At 31.1% G+C, this 23654-nt stretch carries 20 protein-coding genes; 5 read left to right on the top strand and 15 right to left on the bottom strand.

Going from position 1 to position 23654, the window contains the following annotated elements:
- Window positions 1-12: 12 nt before the first annotated feature.
- From pduB to KQI68_RS08005, 3 genes are read right to left on the bottom strand one after another with little or no spacing between them, the layout of a single operon-like run.
- Complete coding sequence (gene pduB / locus KQI68_RS07995) at window positions 13-801, bottom strand: propanediol utilization microcompartment protein PduB (protein WP_216549614.1); 789 nt, start codon at window positions 799-801, stop codon at window positions 13-15.
- 9 nt (window positions 802-810) lie between these two features.
- Entirely contained in the window at window positions 811-1728 is a 918-nt protein-coding gene (locus KQI68_RS08000) for a glycyl-radical enzyme activating protein (protein ID WP_216549615.1), read from the bottom strand.
- Window positions 1729-1778: 50 nt separating this feature from the next.
- Window positions 1779-4352: a glycyl radical protein gene (locus KQI68_RS08005; protein WP_216549616.1), complete on the bottom strand. Its 2574-nt coding sequence runs from the start codon at window positions 4350-4352 to the stop codon at window positions 1779-1781.
- A gap of 288 nt (window positions 4353-4640) precedes the next feature.
- Between KQI68_RS08005 and KQI68_RS08010 the strand changes: the two genes are divergently transcribed.
- The 3 genes from KQI68_RS08010 to KQI68_RS08020 all read left to right on the top strand — a co-directional run bounded on the left by KQI68_RS08010 (window position 4641) and on the right by KQI68_RS08020 (window position 7481).
- Window positions 4641-5177 carry a BMC domain-containing protein gene (locus KQI68_RS08010; protein ID WP_216549617.1) on the top strand — a complete coding sequence of 179 codons (537 nt, stop codon included), beginning with the start codon at window positions 4641-4643 and terminating at the stop codon, window positions 5175-5177.
- A 62-nt stretch (window positions 5178-5239) separates the two neighbouring features.
- The gene (locus KQI68_RS08015) at window positions 5240-6883 is read left to right on the top strand and encodes a DUF4037 domain-containing protein (RefSeq protein WP_246541276.1); all 1644 of its coding nucleotides are present in this window, start codon (window positions 5240-5242) and stop codon (window positions 6881-6883) included.
- A gap of 7 nt (window positions 6884-6890) precedes the next feature.
- Window positions 6891-7481 (top strand): DUF4125 family protein, encoded by a 591-nt coding sequence (locus tag KQI68_RS08020; RefSeq protein ID WP_216549619.1) that lies wholly within the window; start codon window positions 6891-6893, stop codon window positions 7479-7481.
- A 10-nt stretch (window positions 7482-7491) separates the two neighbouring features.
- On the opposite strand, the gene KQI68_RS08025 is transcribed toward KQI68_RS08020, so the two are convergent.
- From KQI68_RS08025 to hisS, 5 genes are all read right to left on the bottom strand, one after another.
- A complete protein-coding gene (locus KQI68_RS08025) occupies window positions 7492-7716 on the bottom strand; it encodes a hypothetical protein (protein ID WP_216549620.1) in 225 nt (74 codons plus the stop codon).
- Window positions 7717-7723: 7 nt separating this feature from the next.
- Entirely contained in the window at window positions 7724-8257 is a 534-nt protein-coding gene (locus KQI68_RS08030; RefSeq protein ID WP_246541277.1) for a M48 family metallopeptidase, read from the bottom strand.
- Window positions 8257-9720, bottom strand: coding sequence for a cardiolipin synthase (gene cls, locus KQI68_RS08035; protein WP_216549621.1), 1464 nt, complete (start codon window positions 9718-9720; stop codon window positions 8257-8259). Before cls ends, KQI68_RS08030 begins: the two co-directional genes overlap by 1 nt.
- 14 nt (window positions 9721-9734) lie before the next feature.
- A complete protein-coding gene (typA, locus tag KQI68_RS08040) occupies window positions 9735-11561 on the bottom strand; it encodes a translational GTPase TypA (RefSeq protein WP_216549622.1) in 1827 nt (608 codons plus the stop codon).
- Between the two features lie 712 nt (window positions 11562-12273).
- Window positions 12274-13581: a histidine--tRNA ligase gene (hisS, locus tag KQI68_RS08045; protein WP_216549623.1), complete on the bottom strand. Its 1308-nt coding sequence runs from the start codon at window positions 13579-13581 to the stop codon at window positions 12274-12276.
- A 252-nt stretch (window positions 13582-13833) separates the two neighbouring features.
- Between hisS and KQI68_RS08050 the strand changes: the two genes are divergently transcribed.
- Window positions 13834-15060, top strand: coding sequence for a sodium/glutamate symporter (locus KQI68_RS08050; protein WP_216549624.1), 1227 nt, complete (start codon window positions 13834-13836; stop codon window positions 15058-15060).
- Between the two features lie 78 nt (window positions 15061-15138).
- Here the strand turns inward: KQI68_RS08050 and KQI68_RS08055 are convergent, their stop codons facing one another.
- The 7 genes from KQI68_RS08055 to KQI68_RS08085 all read right to left on the bottom strand — a co-directional run bounded on the left by KQI68_RS08055 (window position 15139) and on the right by KQI68_RS08085 (window position 22088).
- Window positions 15139-16623: an aldehyde dehydrogenase family protein gene (locus KQI68_RS08055; protein ID WP_216549625.1), complete on the bottom strand. Its 1485-nt coding sequence runs from the start codon at window positions 16621-16623 to the stop codon at window positions 15139-15141.
- Between the two features lie 98 nt (window positions 16624-16721).
- A complete protein-coding gene (locus KQI68_RS08060; protein ID WP_216549626.1) occupies window positions 16722-17189 on the bottom strand; it encodes a hypothetical protein in 468 nt (155 codons plus the stop codon).
- Window positions 17182-17397 carry a helix-turn-helix domain-containing protein gene (locus tag KQI68_RS08065; protein WP_216549627.1) on the bottom strand — a complete coding sequence of 72 codons (216 nt, stop codon included), beginning with the start codon at window positions 17395-17397 and terminating at the stop codon, window positions 17182-17184. The genes KQI68_RS08060 and KQI68_RS08065 overlap by 8 nt, the downstream gene beginning before the upstream one ends.
- Window positions 17398-17404: 7 nt before the next feature.
- Complete coding sequence (locus KQI68_RS08070) at window positions 17405-17875, bottom strand: DUF2975 domain-containing protein (protein WP_216549628.1); 471 nt, start codon at window positions 17873-17875, stop codon at window positions 17405-17407.
- 109 nt (window positions 17876-17984) lie between these two features.
- Window positions 17985-19238 (bottom strand): ABC transporter permease, encoded by a 1254-nt coding sequence (locus KQI68_RS08075; RefSeq protein ID WP_216549629.1) that lies wholly within the window; start codon window positions 19236-19238, stop codon window positions 17985-17987.
- Window positions 19238-19921 (bottom strand): ABC transporter ATP-binding protein, encoded by a 684-nt coding sequence (locus KQI68_RS08080; protein WP_216549630.1) that lies wholly within the window; start codon window positions 19919-19921, stop codon window positions 19238-19240. Before KQI68_RS08080 ends, KQI68_RS08075 begins: the two co-directional genes overlap by 1 nt.
- Complete coding sequence (locus KQI68_RS08085; RefSeq protein WP_216549631.1) at window positions 19911-22088, bottom strand: HlyD family efflux transporter periplasmic adaptor subunit; 2178 nt, start codon at window positions 22086-22088, stop codon at window positions 19911-19913. The genes KQI68_RS08080 and KQI68_RS08085 overlap by 11 nt, the downstream gene beginning before the upstream one ends.
- Window positions 22089-22246: 158 nt before the next feature.
- Between KQI68_RS08085 and KQI68_RS08090 the strand changes: the two genes are divergently transcribed.
- Entirely contained in the window at window positions 22247-23560 is a 1314-nt protein-coding gene (locus KQI68_RS08090) for a Na+/H+ antiporter NhaC family protein (RefSeq protein WP_216549632.1), read from the top strand.
- Window positions 23561-23654 lie beyond the last annotated feature (94 nt).

The following is a 23654-nucleotide window of genomic DNA, read 5'->3' on the forward strand; positions in this document are numbered from 1 at the left end:
TATACTTTTATGTTAAATGTAAGGACTTGTAGTTGACTTTGGTTCATCTCCCAAAGATCCAAGTAACTTCTTACCAACTTCAATCGCTGCTTTAACTGCTTGACGAACTGCACCAGAATCTCCTGTAAAGGAAAGTATAACTTCGTTTGAGAAACTTGTGCCTTGTGCAGGTGAAGAATATCCCACAACTTCTACGTTAGCTGCTTTAACTGCAACATCTGCTAAAACTGTTCCTATTACTGCAGGAGCACCTATTACCATACCAAAACTTTTTCCTAGTGGTGTTCCAAAAGCTTTTTCTAGGCAATAACTTGCTCTTGCTGTGTATTGAAATTCAAGGTGTCCTGCATCATTTCCGTAAACATCTCCAAAATATTTTGGAAGAACATCTAGTGCAATTTCAACGGCACGTCTTGCATCAGAAACATCTTCAGCTCCTATATATATTAAGCTTCCATGTCCTGCTCCTCCCTTAGTATCTCTTGGAAGTTCTACTGTTATAACTTCAGTATTAGTAGCTTTTACAGCATCATCTACTGCCATTATTTGTGGACCTGCTCCTGTTCTTGATCCAATGATACCAATTGATTTAAATTTTCCTAAATTCATTTTTTCAACTAATATTGGATCCACGCTTGCTATAACAAGACCGATAGTATCTCCTATTGATGTTCCAACAAATTCTGTAACATCTACTGATTTTTTACATGTACTAGAACAGCATTCTCCAGCTTCTTTTTTATCCATTCCTAATTCGCTAGAAACTTGTCCCATTATTTTTTCTAATAATTCTTTATCCATAATTTCTCCTTAGCCTCCAACTTGGCATACTAATCCATTAGATTCTACAAAAGTCTTTAATTTATCTACATATTTGTCATCTAATTTTTTAAGATTAGATAATTCATAATCCCTACCTAATAAATAATATTTACCTTCTCCATAGTTGTGATAAGGCAAAATATGAAGCTCTTTAACATTTGGGAGAGTCTTTACAAATTTTACAATATCACTAAACTCTTTTTCATCAGCATTTACTCCAGGGATTGTAGGCACCCTTATAATCGTCTCTGATATATTTTGTATAATACTTGCATTTTTCTTTATTAATTTATTACTTACTCCAGTAACTTTCTTGTGGATTTCATCATTATTTGTCTTAATATCTAATAGTACTAAATCAACATGTGGTATAACCTTATTTATAGCTTCTTCTGTTGCATATCCTTCGGTCTCTAATGCAGTATGCCAACCTCTGGCCTTACAAGCTCTAAATAATTCTTTTGCAAATTCAGGTTGCATTAAGGTTTCGCCACCTGAAAGTGTAATACCACCATTAGAACTAAAATAATATTTCTCATCTTTTTTTAGTTCTTCTATTACTTCAGATACCGTCATCAATTTACCTTTTACTTCTAAAGCACTAGATGGACAAACATTGGCGCACTCTCCGCACATTATGCATTTACTTCTATCTACAAAATTAGGATTTGAAGTATCAAGTGCACCTTGTTTGCATGCTTTTATACATAAACCACAGTGTATGCAAAGAATTTTTCTAAACATTAATTCCTTTTCTTTTCTTTGCGACTCTGGGTTTGAACACCAAATACATCTCAAGGGACAACCTTTTAAGAATACTATGGTTCTAATACCAGGACCGTCATTAATAGAATACCTTTGAATATCAAATACGACGCCCTTTTCATTATAATTTATAGAATCCATAGTCACCTCCACTTTACATAGCGTGTTTTTATTCTATAATTTCATCTCTATTACATCATATGTTCTGTTCTGTTGATGATATCATCTTGAACTTCTTTAGCTAATGTTACGAAGTGAGCGGAATATCCAGCTACACGAACAAGTAAGTCTTTATGATCTTGAGGATTCTTTTGTGCTTCAATTAAAGTTTGTCTATCAACTACATTAAATTGAACGTGAGCTCCCTTTTGATCAAAATAAGATTTAATAATAGAAACAAAGTTCTTTAATCCTTTTTCTCCTTCAACTGCTTTTGGAGAGAATTTTTGATTATAAAGTGTACCATTTGATGCTTGGAAATGAGGTAACTTAGCTACAGAGTTTGCAGCAGCTGTTGGACCATTAGCATCCTTTCCTTGTCTTGGGCTTACGCCGTCAGCAAGTGGTGCGTGAGCAACTCTACCGTCTGGAAGTGCTCCTACATCTTTACCAAATAATACGTTGGCAGATACTGGATAGATACCAGCTTGGAAACATCCTCCTCTAGGATTTACATATTTATCAACTTCATCACAATAAATCTTTGATGCTCTAATAGCAAATGTATCGCAAAGTTCATTATCATTACCAAAGCTTTCTGTGTTATCAAGAATTTTTTGAATAGTTCTAAATCTACCTGTTGTTTCTTGGCCGTTACATCCACATGTATTAGGTTGTAAATACTCTCCAGTTAATTTATTTTCAAGTTCATCTACATTTATTGATCCAGTAGAAGCTAAAATCTTCTTAACTGCATCGTAGATTTCTGCTTCATTCATTTCTCCAACCTTAGCAGAAACAGTTTGAGTATTGCATCCACATCCTGGCATTATAGAGTCTGTGAATCCAAAGTTTTCTTCTAGAGCTTCTTTTAATTCAGCAAGAGAGATTTTCTTATCTTCAAATACATTCTTATAAATTGCATAGAAAGAGTCTCCAGAATCTGCAACACCAAATGCTTGAGGTCCAGTAAAGTTGTAAATAGCTCCACCAGATTGTGCAGATTTACCTCTCTTAATACAATCGTCAACCATTGCTGACATAAATGGAAGATTTCCTCTTGAAGCGTGCGCATAGTCAACACAGTTATCAGCTTCAGCTAGATATCTTACAAAATATTCCATTTGTTTTTGATATGCATCAAATATATCATCGATAGATTTCATCTCAGTAAGTTCACCAGTTTTAGGTCCAAGTTGTTTTCCATTACATCTACCATTGTTAAGAGTTATTTCAAGAACTTTTGCAATGTTAAAGAATGCAGCATCATGCCATCCTTCAGTTCTGTGACCTGCTTGAGGTTCAACGCAACCGATTATAGAATAATCTCTAGCATCTTCAAGTTTTACTCCTCTTGATACTAAGTTTAGAATTATAACTTCATCATTATAGAATGCTGGAACACCATAACCAAGTCTTGAAACTTCACATGCTCTTAATAAAAATTCATATGGTGAATTTTGATGAACTCTTACTGAGAATGAAGGAGCTGGTAATGCAACGTGAGCAACAGCTTCCATACACATATATGAAATATCGTTAGTAGCGTCAACACCATATTCATCTTGTCCACCAACACATAGATTTTGGAATACTGCATATCCCGCGAATGCTTGAGCAGATACTTCATCACGTGTTTTATTAATATCATTTAATTTAACCCAAATACAGTCAACTAATTCTTGAGCAAATTCTTTAGTTATAGTTTGATCATTCTTATATGATGGATACATATATTGATCAAATCTTCCTGGAGAAATTGAGTGTCCATTAGATTCAATTTGTACCATTATTTGTACAAACCAGAATGCTTGACAAGCTTCCCAAAAGTCTCTTGCACCATATTCTGGAACTCTCTTACAGTTTTCAGCTATTCTTAAAAGTTCTTGTTTTCTTGTTGGATTAATTTCACGGCTTGCAAGTTCTTCAGCTTTCTTTGCGTATCTGTGTGCAAAGTTAATTGCAGCATTATAAGAAATAATTACTGCTTTATAGAATTGCATTTTTTGGATTGCTTCTGGAGCAGTTTGATCCATTTCGTTCATAGCCTTAACAGTTTCTTCGATTACGCCTCTAAATCCTTTTTTTATGATTTTTGCATAATCAACATTAACATGTCCTACACCACCAAAGAAATAGTTTCCTACAGTAAAGATACCATTAGATATACAATCTTTAGCTTCTTGGCTCATTAATGAATCAGCATATTCTGAAGTTGTTTTGCCTTTCCAATATTTGAAAATTTCGTGAAGTTCTTTTTTTGTTTCTTCAGGAATAACAAATGGGTCTGCCATACGAGTAGCCATTGTATCAAATTCAGCTTCTACCCATTCATATGAAAATTCTGGGCAAAGACCAGTAGATCTTGGATTAACAGTTATTGAACCAACAATTAATTCATCATCTCTAATTGTTACAGGAAGTTCATTAAATAATTTTTCAACAGCTTTAGCTCTTCTCAAAATATTTGTAAGACCTTCTGTTTCCTTGTAAGACTCAGTTATTAATCTAGCTCTATCAGATTCTACAACTGGTACAGCATCAATTATAACTTGTCTAAGTCTTTTAATTCTTTCACTAGGTTGTGAAAAACCTTTTTCTAACATATAAATACCTCCTAAATTGTTTTTCGCTTATGTACCTTTCATCAAGCCTGAATAGATTATATAATGTGTGCTTTAATACGCTATAATAGAATTAAAACTATATTAATGTAAAATTCAAACTTCTTTTTTTGAATTTGTGTTTACTTTTTGTATGTTTTTTTAAATTTTTCATACTTTACAGTAAATTATATTCAAAATAAACTTTTTTATGTTAAATATAAACCTTTTCCCCACTTGTATTGAATAATTAATTCTATTTAAATAAAATGTCTGTGAGGAAGTGGTTTTATGTTATCTTCTTTTTTACTTGTCGAATTTCCTAGCATTGCTATTGGATATAAAGAAATAAATGACATAATATTAAACTATCCAGTATACCTATTCTTATCTAGAAATGTGTGTCCTGGTAGAATTGTTTTCATATTAAATGGTAATGATAATGACATATTGGATATTCACAACTATTTTAAAACTAATAAGATTTTATCTATTGATATTCTTAATGTTGAGGAAGAAGTCATTGCAAAAATTAATAAAAATACTAAGGCATCTGATATTTCAAAGTCATCTCTTATGATGTGTGAATTTAAAAATAGTATCTCTGCAATCAAGGCTTCTGATTTAGTTTTTAAAGCAGCCAATGTTAGTTTGTTAAAAATTTCATTTAGAGTAGGTCTTTTTGGAAAAAGTATTGCAATTTTTAGTGGATTGTTATCAGATCTCGAAAGTTCTAAAACAATTATATTAGATAACTTTACAAATAAAGATGTAGTTGCTCTTGAAATAATAGAAAATCCCGTAGGTGAATTATTAGAATGGATATGAATAAAATTAACGATTTACAATATAAATATCATTCTCTCTTACGCGAGGGGAGAGAAAAGGATATGTTGCCTCTAATAGAAGAGGCTTTGGATATAGCTTATTCAATTGGTGACAACAAAAAGCTAATTGAAATTTTAAATGATTATGGTGGAGCTCTTAGAAATACTGGTGATTACGAAAAAAGCATAAAAAGTTTAATCTTGGCAAAAACACTAATAGAGAAATATTTTGACACTGATTCTGAGGCTTATGCTAATACAATTATGAATTTAGCAAATGCATATAGAATGAATTCTAATAAATATGATGCTATTAAATTATTTGAAAAAGCAAATTCTATTTATGAAAGTTTAAATTTGTATAATTATTCTTATGCATCAAATGCAAATAATTTGGCTTTACTTCATCTTGAAGATGGAAATCCACAAAGAGCGTATCAACTTTTAAAAAAGTCAGAAGAAATTTTAAAGATAATCCCACACCATAGCATTCAACTTGCTACTACATACAATAATTTATTTGATGTTTGTTTTAATTTGAATAGAAATGAAGAAGCAAAAGAATATATTTTTAAAGCTAAAGATTTCCTTGAAAAGAAAATTTCACCAAACAATCCTCTTTATGCAAGTGTAATTAATAATTTAGCAAAGTATTATTATAGCATTGGTGATATATCAAAAAGCAAATCACTTTATCTTATTTCTTTAAAAATTATTGAAAATACTTATGGAGTTGAAAGTGAAGCTTATAAAAACATCATCAGTAATTTAAATTATTTAAGAAAAAATAATCGAAATATAAAATGTGACGATTCTTTACCCGATTCAAAAAAAGGTTTAGAAATTTGTGAAAATTTTTATTTTAATGATGTTAAACCATTTATTTCTAAAACCTACCCTGAATTTATAAAATATTCGGCATTTGCTTTAGTAGGTCAAGGATCAGAATGTTATGGATATGATGACGAAATATCAAGAGATCACGATTTTTATAAAAGATGTATATGGTTCTTGCCTCAAGAAGAAAGAGCGAAATTACCTTTAGATAAGATTAGTATATCAGATGGAATTTTAGAAATTAAATCCATAGAGGACTTCTATAAATACTATACTCTTTATGAAAATGGTCCTTCTACTTTAATGGAATTTAGAAAAGTTCCAAGTGACTTTCTATCAGTAGCTACAAACGGAAAAGTCTTTGAAGATAATTACAATTTATTCACTTCTATTAGAAATAGACTATTGGAATACTACCCAAGAGATTTAGTATTAAAGAAACTTGCATATCTTTGCAATAAAATTGCTCAAGCAGGTCAATATAATTATGATAGATGCTTAAAAAGAAAAAACTTAATGGGCGCTCATATAGCACTTAGTGAGTTTTTAACTTATTACTGTGAATTTATTCATCTCATAAATAAAAAGTACATGCCTTTTTATAAATGGCAATATAATTCTCTTAAAGCTTTACCAATTTTAGGTGATTATTCATCGCAAAATATAGATAAATTATTGAGTCTAAGTGATATCAATAATTCTAAAGAAAAAATAGAAATTATAGAAAATATGTGCAAAAAGATAATCAAATACTTAAATGACAACAATCTTTCAAATTCCACTTCTGATTTTTTAAGATATCATTCAAGTGAAATTGTTAAGAATATAAACGATGAAATTTTAAAAAAAGAAGATACATGGATTAAGTAGGTGCTTTATGAAAAACGAATATAATAATTTAAAAAGAGAAAAAATATTAAAAGAAATAGTTAAAAATGAATGGTATTTTTTTACAAATGTAAATAATATAAAAAAAAGGTCATATTGCCAAGATGATTCTCAAACATTTATATTTTCACGTCTTTGCTATTGGGGAATCTATAATGATATTATCTTAAATTCCTATCTAAATGATTTAATTGACGCAAAAAATAATAACAGAAATTTAGTAACCGAAAAATATGCTTACATGATGCAATATACAGACCCATCATATTATAAATCTATCGAACATAAATTACCTAAGATTTCAGCATTTAAGTCCAACATTATTAATTCCATTATGCTGATATATATGTCTTGGGAAGAAGATATTAAAAATAAGAATTCAAAACTTTTAGATAATAATAGAGATTTATATAATCAATCAATTAGTACTGGCCAGACAACTATTGAACAATATTTTAAAGGAGAGCTTACAAGTTACTCAGAATCTACTTTGAATTTAATTTTAAAATATTACTTGTCAGCATATAATAAGGGAATAAACTTAGTCGAAAGAAATTTGAATAATTTACACCAACTATAAAAAGCACGCTTTATCGCGTGCTTATACTTTTAATTAACTTATGAATACTAATACTTATTCTGTCGAAGAAACGAATTATCTCATTAAATAAACCTTCAAGGCTGAAGTTTCTTATTAAATCAATGAAAAAGAATCTGTCTATTCTTTGATTTCCCACAAAAATCGATATGTTAAATAGATGCATCAGTGCTATTATTATTGCTATTACAATTAATCCCTTTAAAAATTTCTTCATATTCCACCTATGTCTTTAATCTCTTCTCAATTTCTAAATAATTTGGCATGTACTTGATACATTCATTATAAAACTTTTTGTCGTGATTTCCATATTTTAAATGTACTAATTCATGAAGCACCACTGCCTCTATTTCATCAATTGGTCTTTCTGCCAGTTTTAAATTTATATTTATCTTGCCACTTGCAGGATAACAAGTCCCCCATCTTACTTTCATTTTTCTGATGTTTACAGATGTGGCTTTTAGTCCAGTTATTTTTTCGTACTTTTCAAAAAGTATGTCTAAAACTGCCTTAAGTCTTGTTCTATAAATTTTTTCAAGATCTTTTTCATTATCCACTTCTATTTTCTCTCCAAAGAGATGATTTTTAAATCTATTTTTCTTCGCATCAAGTGTTTTTAATTCTTCAATTCTAGATTTATTTTTATCTAAAACTTTATCGATGTAAGATTTAGAAGTGCCATGTGGAGCAGAAACAACAACTTCTCCATCTTCTACTTTTATTATAATGGATTTAATCTTCTTTTTAATAATTTTCATTATAATAATGGTGATAGAAGTCTAGAGAAAGACTCTCTAACTTTTGTAAGTTTTGAACGGTTTTTATAAATTTCTGGAGTGATTTCTCTACAGTGTTCAAGGTCTTTTTTGAAATCTTCTTTGAGTTTTCTATTTACTTCTTCGTCATAGACAAATGCATTAACTTCAAAGTTTAGCTCAAAACTTCTTATGTCAAAGTTTGCAGTACCAACACTTGATAGATAATCATCTGAAATTACAATCTTAGTGTGCAAGAAACCATCTTCATATTGATAAACTCTTGCGCCCCATTTTAGAAGTTCTCCTAAAAATGAAAGTGATGCCCAGTGAACAAATACATGGTCTCTTTTAGCAGGAAACATTATGTGAACCTTAACTCCACTTAATGCTGCAACTTTAATAGCTTTTAAAAGTCCCTCATCAGGTACAAAGTATGGTGTTTGGATGTAAAGTTCTTTTCTTGCAGATGTGATTAGCTTTTCATATCCATTTCTCACTGAGTCCGCCTTAGTATCTGGACCACTTGTAACTATATTTACATCAATACCATCTTCAATTTCAGGGAAGATTTCTGTAGTAAATCCTTTAGTATAGTCCTTAGAAGCAAATTTAAAGTCCATGAAAAATCTCCACGCAAGTCCATTTACTGCAGGTCCTATGATTCTTAAATGAGTATCTCTCCAATAACCCATTGGTCCCTTAGAAACATATTCATCACCAACATTAAATCCGCCCACATAACCTATTCTCTTGTCGATTACGACGATTTTTCTGTGGTTTCTATAATTGATGTGAGTGTTGATTTTAATTATAATTCCTGGGAAAAATATTGCAAACTTAACGCCAGCAGCTCTTAGAGCATCTCTGTCTCTAAGCTTCATCTTCCTAACACCCATGCCATCAACTAATAAGTATACATCAAGACCTTCCTGAGCTTTTTGCTTTAATATGTTCATAAATTCTGTGGAAAGTTCGTCAGATTTAAAAATGTAATACTGAACATAAATTGTGTGCTTTGCTTCTCTTAAATCTTTAAATAATTCGGCAAATTTTTCTTTCCCATCTGTGAAAATTTTAATTTTATTGTTTGTATGAAGGATTTCGTTTTCTGCCCTGTTAAACATTTCTATCATATCAACATGATTTTTAGTCCTTGGGTTTGAAAATTCAAATTCTTCATTTTCAATTTCTTCAAGCTGTTTGTCCGCTTCCTTACTTAGGATTTCATCAGCCTTACTTTTTCCATCAAATATCCTAGATTTTGATATGTCTTGTCCAATAAAAATATATAAGATTATTCCAATCACTGGTAAGAAATTAATTGCCATTACCCACAATAATGTGGATATTGGCTTTTTCTTATCAAATAAAATTACAAAAGTTGAGACTAATACATTTACAATGAATAAAATTGAATAAACTTGGGCGAAATTTTTCAACATACCAAAATATGCACTAAACATATTGCACCTCTTCTTTATTTATTCTTTTTAGATTTGTACCTCTTTTGTGAATCTAAAATTTCCTTTCTTATTCTAAATTCTTCTGGAGTTATTTCAATTAACTCATCATCTTCTATAAATTCAAGAGCTTCTTCAAGACTCATGTCCTTAATTGGAGAAAGTCTTAGAGCATCATCAGAACCTGAAGCTCTTACATTAGTTTGCTTTTTAGCCTTTGTTACAGAAACTTCAACTTCAATTCCCTTCGGAGATTCTCCAACAACTTGTCCTTCGTAAACTTCTTCGCCAGGTTCCACAAATAATGTACCACGTTCTTGTGCATTGTGTAGACCATAAGATGAAGCAACTCCAGTGTCAAAGGAAACAATTGAAGAGTTAACTCTTCTTGGGATATCTCCTTTGTATGGAACATATCCTTCAAAGATTGAGTTAAGTATACCATTTCCCTTTGTATCTGTCATAAATTCAGTTCTATAACCAATAAGCCCTCTTGAAGGGATGATAAATTCAAGTCTTTGATATCCACCATTAGGCTCGATAATATTTACAAGTTCTCCCTTACGTCTTCCAAGTTTTTCAATAACGGATCCTGCATATGCTGAATCTACATCAACTGTAACTCTTTCAGTTGGCTCTAATTTTTTGCCATTTTCGTCAATTTTATAAAGCACTTGAGGTTTAGATACTTGGAATTCAAATCCTTCACGTCTCATGTTTTCGATTAAAACTGAAAGGTGAAGCTCTCCTCTACCACTTACCTTAAAGGAATCAGTCTTGTCAGTTTCTTCAACTCTAAGTCCAACATCAGTTTGAAGTTCCTTTTCAAGTCTTGCTTTAATTTGTCTTGAAGTTAAAAACTTTCCAACTCTTCCTGCAAAAGGTGAATTGTTTACAGAAAAGTTCATTGAGATTGTAGGTTCAGAAATTTTAACAAATTCAAGTGGTTCAGTGTCTTCAGTTGAAGTTATAGTGTCTCCAATGTTTATATCTTCGATACCTGTTACAGCAACAATTGATCCAGTTCTTGAAGATTCAACTTCAACTCTATTAAGTCCTTCAAATTCATAAAGTTGCGAAATTTTAATCTTTTCTTGAAAATCTGGTTTTTCTTTATTAACTCTTACAAGTTGTTCATTTTCTTTTATAACACCCTGTTCGATTTTACCAATTCCAATTCTTCCAACATATTCGTTATAGTCAATTGTTGAAATTAAAAGTTTAAATGGTAAATCGTCCTTATCTTCTGGGGCTGGAATATATTTGATAATAGTGTCAAAAAGTGGCTCCATTGAAGTCATTTCATCATCTAAATTAAGATCAGCAACTCCTGACTTAGCAGAAGCAAACACAAATGGACATTCCAAAATTTCTTCATCTGCACCAAGTTCAATAAATAAATCTAGAACTTCATCAACTACTGCCTCAGGTCTTGCTTCTGGTCTGTCTATTTTGTTGATGCAGACAATAACTGGAAGATTTAGCTCAAAACTCTTCTTTAAAACAAATTTTGTTTGAGGCATTGGACCTTCAAAAGCATCTACTAAAAGCACAACCCCATTTACCATTTTTAAAACACGTTCAACTTCTCCTCCAAAGTCAGCGTGTCCTGGAGTATCTATAATATTAATTTTTACACCGTTTTTATTAACTGCTGTATTTTTTGAAAGAATTGTAATTCCTCTTTCACGTTCAATGTCGTTGGAATCCATTACTCTTTCGTTAACTTGTTGATTTTCTCTAAAAACCCCTGATTGTTTTAGGAGAGCATCAACAAGTGTAGTCTTGCCATGATCGACATGGGCAATGATGGCAATATTCCTTACATCTTCTCTTTTTTTCAAAAAATCATCTCATTTCTTCAAAGTTCTATATTATTTTAATCTTAATTAAAGAAAAGTGCAATATAATGCACTCATTTTGCGTAAATTTTGCTGTTTTCAAATGGATTTTATACAATAATTTATATTTTATCTTGCTTACATAAAAAATTAGTCAAAAGTTTCTAGATTATAGAAACTTTTAACTAATAGATTTTGAATTCTTTTAATTCTTAAATTTTTTAACGAGTTCATCAAAAGTTATTTCTACTTGGTCACCGCATTAAATATTATTAAAGGAGTCGAACTATTTTTTTAACTTTTCAACAAGTTCATCAAAGGTAATTTCTACTTGGTCTCCTGAGTGCATATTTTTTAATGGTAGTGACAATCGCAACGAGTTGCGATTGGAATGGTCTTCACAGTGAAGTCAAGCAAAGCGAAGACTGAACTGATGAAGAACCTTATTCAGCGACTGCAAAAAATGCGACTGAATAAGGAGCATTTTTAAAGGAGTCGAACTTAATTCTTAAATTTTTCAACAAGTTCATCAAAAGTAATCTCTATTTGGTCTCCGCTGTGCATATTCTTAATGGTAGTGACAATCGCAACGAGTTGCGATTGGAATGGTCTTCACAGTGAAGTCAAGCAAAGCGAAGACTGAACTGACGAAGAACCTTATTCAGCGACTGCAAAAAATGCGACTGAATAAGGAGCATTTTTAAAGGAGTCGAACTTATTTTTTAAACTTTTCAACAAGTTCATCAAAGGTAATTTCTACTTGGTCTCCTGAGTGCATATTCTTTAGGCTATATTTTCTATTTTGTATTTCTTCTTCGCCAAGCACAATTACATAGTCAACTTTTGTTTGATCGGCATATTTAAATTTCTTCTTTAATTTAGCTTCTTCAGTATAAATTGTAACTCTAATTCCATTTTCACGAAGTTCACGGACAAGTTTTAATCCTTCATTTATGCAATCATCCATCGGAAGAATTAATAAATCAATGAGTGATTTTTCTTCGCTTGAAATAATCCCAGCTTCATTTAATTGATAGAAAAGTCTAGAAAGTCCAATTGAAAGTCCAACTCCTGGAAGAACTTTGTCAGTGTAATAACTTGCAAGATTTTCGTATCTTCCACCTGAGCAAACAGAGCCAATTTCAGGATAATTATCAAGTGTTGTTTCATAAACTGTTCCAGTGTAATAATCAAGACCTCTTGCTATTTTTAAATCAATATCAAAAAATCCTTCTTCAATTCCAAGGTCTCTTGCATATCCAACAACTTGTGTAAGTTCATCAAGTCCTTCAACAAATATTTCATCTGTTATTCCAAGTTTATTTAGCTCTTCTAAGACTTCATCAACACTACCCTTAATTCCAATAAAATCTAAAATTTTCTTTCCACTTTCTTCATCTATTCCAGTTTCAGAAAGTTCTTTTAATACATTTTCTGGTCCAATTTTATCTATCTTATCTACAATTCTAAGTACTGCCGCACTGTCTTCGATACCAAGTGATGCATAAAATCCCTTTAATATCTTTCTGTTGTTGATGTGAATTGTAAAATCAGAAAATCCTAAATCTTTAAAAGTGTGATAAATTACAACAGGAAATTCAGCATCATTTACAAGCGACAATTCTCCATTTCCTATTGTGTCGATATCACATTGATAAAACTCTCTGAATCTTCCTTTTTGAGCTTTTTCTCCCCTGTACACCTTTCCTATTTGATATCTTTTGAAAGGGAAAGAAAGTTCATTCATGTGCTCTACTGTGTATCTTGCAAGTGGAACTGTTAGATCAAATCTAAGACTCATGTCAGTGTAGCCCTTTTGGAATCTATAAATTTGTTTTTCAGTTTCTCCGCCACCTTTTGCAAGGAGTACTTCAGATTTTTCTATAACTGGTGTATCTATTGGCAAAAATCCATGTTTTTCAAAATTTTCTCTAATTATATCTCTCATCTCGTTAAAGAGAATCTGGTCTTTAGGAAGTAGTTCCATAAAGCCCGGTAAAGTTGAAGCTTTTACTATGCTCATAATATTCACTCCTGTCATTATTGTTTTATAACTTTAAATATATTTTAACACATAATAACTTCATTTTGTACTTTCTTGCATTATTAAATGAAAGCAGAATTATTTTATAAATATTAAAATCCAATAAAAGTTAAAAATTTTTTAATTCATTCTTTTTATATGACAAAAGTTTGACAATTATTTTATTTCACTTTATACTTAATTACTGGTTGAATTTTTAAATTAGCCAGAAATTTAATAAGGAGGAGAAAGATGGGAGAAAGAATAGTTTTAGAGTTTGGTATGTTTGAAACTCTACTTCTCGCAGTAATTGGGATTTATTTAGGGGATTTCCTAAGAAAAAAGTTTCCATTTCTAGTTAAGTATTGTCTACCTTCAGCTGTTGTTGGTGGAACTATAATTTCAATTATTACAATGATTTTATACTACGCAGGAATTATGGAACCTAATTTTGATTTCAAAACAGTTAATACGCTATTTTATTGTTTATTCTTTGCAGCAAGTGGTGCTGCAGCAAGTTTAGCACTTTTAAAACAAGGTGGTAAATTAGTTATTATTTTTGCAGTTTTAGCTGCATTATTAGCTGCTTGTCAAAATGCCGTTGCAATTGGTGTAGGTAATGCTATAGGAGTTCACCCACTAATTTCAATGATGACTGGTTCAATTCCAATGACTGGTGGTCATGGTAATGCTGCAAGTTTTGCTCCAATCGCTGTTGATGCTGGACAACCTGCTGCAATGGAAGTTGCAATTGCAGCTGCTACTTTTGGTCTTATCGCAGGTTCACTTATTGGTGGTCCTTACGGTAACTTCTTAGTTAAGAAATTCGGATTTGAAGATCCTGAATTAGATAATTCTTCAAATACTATTATGGATACTGCAAAAGAAGTATTTATGAACAAAGGTCAAATGCTTTCTGCAGTAAATATGCTTGTACTAGCATGTGGTATTGGACAATTATTCTTCTTAGCACTTAAACAAACAGGAGCTAATATTCCAATTCACGTTTGTTGTATGCTTGGTGGTATTCTTGTTAGACTTTTCCTAGACAAAACTGGAAAAGTTAACGAAAGTCTTTTAGAAGCAATTGATACAGTTGGTGACTTCTCACTAGCACTATTTGTTTCTATGTCAATTGTAAGTATGAAGTTATGGCAACTAGCTGATTTAGGACCACAATTACTTGTACTTCTAGCAGCTCAAGTTGTATTAATTCTAATCTTCACATACTTCTTGACATTTAGACTACTTGGAAAGAACTACGATGCTGCAGTTATGGCAGTAGGTCACTTAGGATTTGGTACTGGTGCAGTTCCAGTTTCAATGACTACTATGAAAACTGTTTGTGACAAATACAGATATTCAAAACTTGCATTTTTTGTAGTACCTGTTATAGGTGGATTTATTTCCAACCTATCAAATGCACTAATCATCACTAAATTCTTAGACATTGCTATGAAAATGGGCGCAGGTATGTAAAAAATAAGAGCTATGCATTGCATGGCTCTATTTTTGTGCATAAAAAAAGAGCAGCTTTCACTGCCCTTAAATTTATTATCAATATAATCCAGTTGGTTTTTCTGAAGTGTTGATAAATATATTTTTAACTTGTGAATAAGCATCAAGCATCATCTTGTGATTTTCTCTACCTATTCCTGATTTTTTATATCCGCCAAATGGAGCTCCTGCTGGAAGCTCGTTATAAGTGTTAACCCAAACTCTTCCTGTTTCTATACTTCTTGCAACTCTTATTGCTTTATTTATATCCTTAGTCCAAACAGCTCCTGCAAGACCATATTCAGAATCATTTGCCATGTCAATTACTTCTTGTTCGTCTTTGAACTTAATAACTACAGCAACTGGTCCAAAAATTTCTTCTCTTGCAACTTTCATGTCGTTATTTGCATTTGTCACAAGTGTTGGAAGTGTGAAGTATCCATTTTCTGTTCCATTTTCAGTAGCCTTTTCTCCACCTACTGCTATTTCAGCGCCTTCTTCTTTTGCAATCTCAATATATTTTAAAACTTTTTCAGTTTGAGATTTATTTACCTGTGCACCAACTTGAGTATCTTCCTCCCAAGGTAATCCTACTTTAATTTCTTGGAATTTCTTTACAGCTTTTTCTACGAATTCATCATAAATATCTTCGTGAACAAATACTCTTGAACCTGCTGAACATACTTGTCCTTGATTAAATAAAATACCCATAGCAAGTCCATCTATTGCCAAATCCATATCGCAATCATCAAAGAAGATATTTGCTGACTTACCACCAAGTTCAAGTGTAGCTGGTATTAAACTTTGAGCTGCTGCTTCTGCAATTTTATATCCAACTTCAGTTGATCCTGTAAATGCAAGTTTTGATAATTTCTTGTGATGTTGTAAATATTCCCCGGCTTTTGAGCCTGATCCTGTAATTACATTTACAACTCCCTTAGGAATTACATCTTTAACTAACTTCATAAATTCAAGAAGTGAAAGTGAAGTTGAAGAAGATGGTTTAATGACAACTGCATCTCCTGCAGCAATAGCTGGAGATAATTTCCAAGCAGCCATTAAGAATGGAAAGTTCCAAGGAATAATTTGTCCAACAACTCCAAGAGGTTCACGTAACACAATGGAAAGTGTGTTTTCATCAATTGCATTTGCACTTCCCTCTTCTGCTAAAATCGCTCCTGCAAAATATCTGAAATGTTCTGATGCAAGTGGGATATCGACATTTAAAGTTTCTCTAATTGGTTTACCATTGTCAATTGTTTCAACCATTGCAAGATGCTTTGCATTTTCATCTATAATATCTGCAATTTTGTTTAAAATTTCAGCTCTTTCATATTTTGTAGTCTTTTTAAATTCTTTAAAGCCTTCCCATGCAGCCTCAACAGCTTTGTCTACGTCCTTTTCGCTGGCTTGAGCAATTTTTGCAATAAATTCACCATCTGCTGGGCAATATGTCTCTAAAGTTTCTCCATTTTCAGCTTCGACGAATTCTCCGCCTATAAATAATTTATATTCTTTATCTAGATTAATATCTGGTCTACTCATAGTTCTCCCCTTTCTAAAATTAGTACAATACTTTACCGTGCAATAGCACTCACTAATATATTACCCTAGGAGAATATTTTGAAACTTTCATGTTTAAATTATGAGTCCCGTTTAACAAATAAAATCTTCTCGTTTTTCTCATCAATTAAAAGACCAATGAAGTTTGCAAATCTATAATCAGTTGTTTGTTTAAAATAAACCGCATCATAATTTTCAATTTCTGTATCAAAACCTCTGTCTTTTAAAACATTTATGCAGGAATCAATAGCTTCGTATTCTTTAGATCCTTCTAATACTTCATAATCTTTTAAATCATTTTCAATTCTTTTTATCTCTTCTGCATCTGCTCCGAGTAAAATCGCAGCCTCGCCATCTCCATGAAAGCTTGGCTCTTTTTTAATTTCTTTTATTCTATAAACTTCTTTTGATAGAGTTACTCCAAATTCATTTTCCACTTCTTTGACAGCCTGCTCTCTATTATCAGACAGTAAAAATAAAATAGGAATTGAAATTACTGCTGCAAATATCATTATTAAAATAATTTTCTTATATTTTTTATCACTCATCTTCTGCCTCGTATCTTAAAATATCTCCAACATCACAATTTAAAACTCTGCAAATTTCTGAAAGAGTAGAAAACCTAATGGCTTTTGCTTTATTTGTCTTTAAAATAGAAAGATTAGAAATTGTGATACCTACTTTTTCCGAAAGCTCTGTAAGACTCATCTTATTCTTTGCAAGTTCAACATCTAAATCAACAATTATTTTTCCCATAGCGACCTCATATAGTTAGTTCGTTTTCTTCTTTTAGCACAATTCCTTCTTTGATTAAATCAGAGAGAAGTAAAAAAACTTGTGCAAAAAGCATTGCAATAATACAAACACCAAAGAAAAGAATATTTGTAATAGATCCATCGAGATTAAAACTTGTGTAAATTATTGCTAAAATTGAAAGAATAAAAATACCAATAAAAGCAAGAGAAATCAATTGAAGTTTCAAAAGCATTTTATTTACAAAAATCTCGCCTTTGCCATAATCAAATAGTGCAAAAATACCTATGACAATTGCTATGATTAAACTTAAAACCATTAACTCGCATAGCACAAGCATTGGATAGTACATATTTTCAAACATTGGATACATCTCTCTTGTCAAATTTGCAAACTTAAAAACACCAAAACCTGATGCAGCTAAAACAAAAACAGCAAGAATTAAAAGAGTACCAATAAACTTAACTCTAAAACTTTTCATAATAACCTCCAAGATTATTATATAATTATTTTATTAAAAATCAATATATTTTTATTGTTTTTCGATAAAAATATAAATTAAAAAAAGCAGGCCTTAACCTGCTAAATTATTATTCATATCTTAATGCTTCTATTGGATCCATCTTCGCTGCTTTATTTGCTGGATAGTATCCAAAGAAAATTCCAATTAACATAGAAAATCCTACTGCTATTACAATTGATACAATGGATGGAAATGTTGGTGTTTTTAAAAGTTTTGAACCAATATATCCTATTGTTGTTCCCAAAACTATTCCAAAAAATCCACCGATGATACATATTATAATGGATTCAATTATAAATTGCTTTCGTATATCTCCCTTTGTCGCTCCAAGTGCCTTTCTAATTCCTATTTCTCTAGTTCTTTCTGTTACTGAAACTAAAAGTATATTCATTACTCCAATTCCACCTACTAATAGTGAGATTGCAGCTATAGCAGCTATGGCTACTTGTATTGAACTCATTGCTGAATTCATTTGTGAGATTTGACTCTTTGCAGATTGAAATTTTACATCTGCTCTAGGATTATCTTTGTAATATTTTTCCTTTATATTGTCTACGATTTTTTTTGATTCTTCTTCTATTGTTTCTGAGTTTATAAGTGTCGCCATAATTCCTTGATAAGAAACTCTAGGTTCATTTAAAAATTCTCTATCACCAGTTGTTCTAGGTATATAAATTTGATACATTCCTCCTGTAAGTGATTGTCCACCTATTTGAACATCTTCATATTTATAAACTCCAACTATTGTAAAGACAACGAGTTTCCCATTTACCTCAAGTTTTGCTTCTTTTCCCAAAACTTCAGAAGCATTTGTCTTGTAAACTTTTTCTACAACTTTATCTGGAATAACTGCAACGGGTTTTGCTCTTTGAATATCTTCTTCTTTAAGAAATCTTCCCGCAAGCATTTTTACTTTATTTATATTTTTCAAGCCTTCTGATGTGGCAGTTACAGTTATGTTTTCTTTGTTTCTGCCTTCTTTAATTGTCCCTGCTCCTCCAGCACCTTCATAAACTAAATCATCTATTACAATTCCCTTTAAACTTTCGAAATAATTTACTATATTTTCTGTAAATAAATCGGAATCTCTGAGGTTTCCATCATCAAATTCACTGTCTTTATTTGTGACATAAAAGTAAACTGAAGTGTTCCCTATTGATTCAAAAGCAGAGTTTACAGATTTTGTTAGAGACCTACCTATTGTTGTAATTCCAATTACTGATCCAATACCTATAATTATTCCAAGCATAGTGAGAAAGGATCTTAATTTATTTGATTTAAGGCCTTCAAGAGAAAGCTTTATAGTTTCCATTAAATCCATTAAACTTCCTCCAATTTTCCATCAGCCATTTTATAAATTCTAGATGCTTCCTCTGCAAGCTCTAAGTTGTGAGTAATTATAATTATTGTCCTCTTTTCAACTTCATTTAATTTGTGAAATAAATCCATTACATTTCGACCAGTTCTTGAATCTAAGGCTCCCGTTGGCTCATCTGCAAGGATAATGTCTGGATTGTTTGCCATAGAACGAGCTATTGCAACTCTCTGCTTTTGTCCACCTGAAAGTTCATTTGGAAGATGGTCCATTCTCTCTTCCATCTCCACAATTTTTAAAAGTTCTTTAGCTCTTTCAGTTCTCTCTTTTTTTGGAACTCCAGCATATGTCATAGGAAGTTCAACATTCTTAATAGAGTTTGATCTTGCAATTAAGTTAAAGTTTTGAAAAACAAAACCAATCTTTTTAGATCTATAGTTAGAAAGTTCTGCATCTGAAAGTGTTGAGATGTCAGTCCCATTTAATTCGTAATACCCTTCAGTTTGTCTGTCAAGAAGTCCAATAATATTCATAAGAGTGGATTTTCCGGAACCAGACTGTCCAACAACTGCCACAAATTCTCCATCATTTACACTAAAATCAATTCCGTGCAATATTTCAAGTTCATTGGGCTTTCCTATATTGTAAGACTTTTTGATTCCCGTCATCTTTATTAAACTATTTTTCATTTGTAGCCTCTTGTGACTCTACAATTTTTAAAACAGTGCCTTCGCCGTATCCACCTGCTGATGTTAAGACTTTTAAGTCATCCTTTAAGCCTTTGCCTGAAATTGCTGTTTCAACATCATTGGAAATGCCTGAAGTTACTTCAATTTTTTTAGTTTCATATTTATTTTTTCCAATATCATCAAGAGCTAGGACATATTTTTTGCCATCTCTTTCAAAGATTGCATCTGTTGGCACTTTAAATGTGTCCTTAACTTGTGAAAGGATATATTTTACTCTCAAAGTCATTCCCGGAGAAAGTTTATCTAAATTTGTAGAATTGTCATCTAGTTCGACAACTGTCTTGTAATAAACTTCGCCGCTCTTATTGTCTGCACTTGCCTTTACAGGAACTGGGTCAATTGAAATTACTTTTCCCTTAAAAGTTTCTCCTAATACTGAATCTGAAGTGATTTCAACTTCTGTTCCAACTTTAATACTATTTCTATCGTATTCTTTGACTTGTGATTCAATTCTAAGAGTGTTTACTGTTTCAATTTTTGCAACAGGTCCTGTTGGAACTTCTCCTTCTTTTGCATTTAGTTCTGTAATTGTTCCATCAGCAGTTGCTCTAATTAATGTTTTGTCTAATTCTTCTGTTAGGTTTGCAATTTCAACATTGTCAACATTATTTGCATTTGCTCTAGTTGTATTTAAATTGTCAGATAAACTTGAAATTTCATTATCAACTTGCTTTTTAGTTGCTTCTAATGTAACAAGTGCCGCATCGTAATTATTCTTTGCAACTTCAACATTTTTTTCCAATGTTTTTAGTTGATCTTCTCTAGATTTTTGAGATTTTAAACTCTTGTCAGCATCAGCTTGCAAATCTTCTCTAGCTTTTTCAAGTTCTAACTTTGCTGTTTCTATATTTTTTGATTGATTTTCAAGTTCTTTTTCAAGAGATTCTGCTTCTTGTTCATATTTAGCTTGATCTGATTTTGCATTTCCAAGTTCTTCTGAAACCTTATTCATTCTGATTTCTATTTCGTTTTGCTCCATAGTAATTCTGTTAATATTCGCATTGGCAGAATTTTTAATTTTATCTAAATTTAGATTATTAATTTTATTTTGATTTTCAATTATTTTTACTGGAATTTCATTACTGCGATTTTCTATTTGAGTTTTAGTAATTTTCTTATTACTAATATCATCTTCTAATAATTTTCTTCTAATAGAATCTGATTCAGAATTTAATAGGACTTTTAATTTATCTATTTCCTTTTCTAACTGGAGCTTATCAGAGTCTATTTTTTCTTTTTCTGCAGTCAAGCTGTTTATATTAGTTTGTAACTCGCTAAGCTTTGATTGAGCATCGGCTAATCTTTCTTGTTCTTCTTTTAATTGAATTCCTTTCTCTGTTGAAAGTCTCTTTAAATTATCAACTTCATTTTGTAAGCTATTTTTTTGTCTACTCTTATCAATTGCCATCGCTCTTTTTTCTGCTGCTTCATTTACATTTTTGTCAATGTCTTCTTTTTGTTGTTTATATCTCAAGTTTTGAGCTTCTTCTTGATAAGCTGCGGCTTCTCTGGAGCTTCTTTCTGCAACAACCCCTTCATTGTATCTTTCATCTAAGCTTCTCTTATAGTCATCATAATTTTTTTGTGCAAGAAGATATTGATCAAGTGCACTAGTAACAGCATTTTGTGCAGAAACTAAGGCTTGATTATTACCTGAATCTCTTCCACTAATTGCTTCTGAAAGTCTTTTCTTAGCAGCAGAAATTTGTGAAGAAATGTTTTTGTCAGTTGCTGCTTTTTGAGCCTTTCTAGAATCAAGTTGTTGTCTAATACTTGATGAATCTAGTTCTCCAATTATATCTCCACGCTTTACCTCATCTCCGACTTTTACAGATAAATTCACAACTGGAAGAGATTTCTCTGCAAAAACATCAACAGAACTTGATGGCACTGCCTTTCCCTTTTCGCTTATTGCATTAGTTACATCTCCTTTTTTAAGAGATACAACTTGATTTGACGAAATTGTCGAAGCATCTCCTCTACCAAAGGCTGATGAAATTACATTAAAAATTCCAAACAAAAATATTATTGCAAGAATGGCAGCAATAACCATACTTATTTTATTTTTAAATATTAAATTTTTCGCATTCAAAAAAAATTTTTTCATTAAAACCCTCCAAACTACAATTATTATATAATATAAACTTAAAATTTTTATTACAAATAAATTACATTTAATCATATTTATGTCAAATTTCATTTATTGCACTTCCAAATTAATTGAATATATAAACTTTTCAATCTATAATTATAGAGAGGTGCCTTATGCTTGAATACATAATTTTAATTTTATTTATTTTGATTTTATTTGCCAGTGTAATCTTTAATCAGTCAATGATAATTGCACTTTTAATAAATTTAATTCTCTTAATCATTTATGCCTTAATTAAAAAGTACAAGCCAAGAGAAATTTTAAATATGATTTACATTGGACTTAAAGATACAAAAACCATTTTAATAGTATTTTCTCTTATTGGAATGATTACAGGAATTTGGAGACTTTCTGGAACAATTTCTTATATGATTTATTATGGAACTAGTTTTATTTCTCCAAAGTTTTTCTACGCAGGAGTTTTTATATTTAACTCAATTATTTCCTTTTTAACTGGCACGAGTTTTGGAACAGCTTCCACTGCAGGTATAATTTGTATGTCAATTTCAAATGCAATGAATTTTAATCCCTTTGTCACTGGTGGAGCAATTTTATCAGGCGCATTCTTTGGCGACAGATCATCCCCCATGTCTACATCAGCTCTTCTCGTTGCTACAATTACTGAAACTAATATTTATATCAATTTAAAAAACATGTTTAAAACTTGTGTGATTCCGCTAATTCTAACAATAATTACTTTTCAAATTTTTAATTTTGGAATTGATGTAAATCTAAATATCAAAAGCATTAGTGCTATTGCTGATATTTTTAATTTTAATATCATGCTAATTATTCCAACAGTTTCTATAATTATACTTTCGATTTTAAAGCTAGATTTAAAAATAAATATGATTATTTCAATTTTGATTTCAATAATATTTGCAAAAGTATTTCAAAGCTCAAGTTATGGCGAAATTTTTAAAGCACTTATCTTTGGATATCATATAGATTCTGCAGCTGGTGAGCTCATTAATGGTGGTGGACTAATTTCAATGATTAATATGCACTTAATCGTTGGAATTTCTTCAGGTTATTTTGGATTTTTTAAATACACAGATTTATTAAAAGATATTAAAAATAAGATTTCTAAAATCTTTGCAAAATCTCCTAATTTACTTGTAATGAGTATAATTTCTGTGATAATTTCAGTTTTTAGTTCCAATCAAACTCTTACAATTATGCTTAGCTATGAAATGGCTAGAGAAAGTTATAAGAGTCGAGAAGAACTGGCACTAGATATGGAAAACTCTGCTGTTATGACTCCGATTTATATTCCTTGGAATATTGCAGGCAGAACTCCTATTGAAATGGTGGGAGCACCAGTTGGAGCACTTTACTTTTCCTTCTATCATCACTATATAATTTTAGTAAACACGATTTTTTCAATAGTTGAATTTATGAAAAACAAAAGTCTTTCAGAAAAATAATCTGAAAGGCTTTTTTATTGACATAAAAATTAAATTTATTTATAATGAAATCAAATTCGACAGGCTGTCGAAAGGGAGATGTTATGGAAAATTT

Source organism: Peptoniphilus ovalis (genome assembly GCF_018919265.1).
GTDB classification, from domain to species: domain Bacteria; phylum Bacillota; class Clostridia; order Tissierellales; family Peptoniphilaceae; genus Peptoniphilus_A; species Peptoniphilus_A ovalis.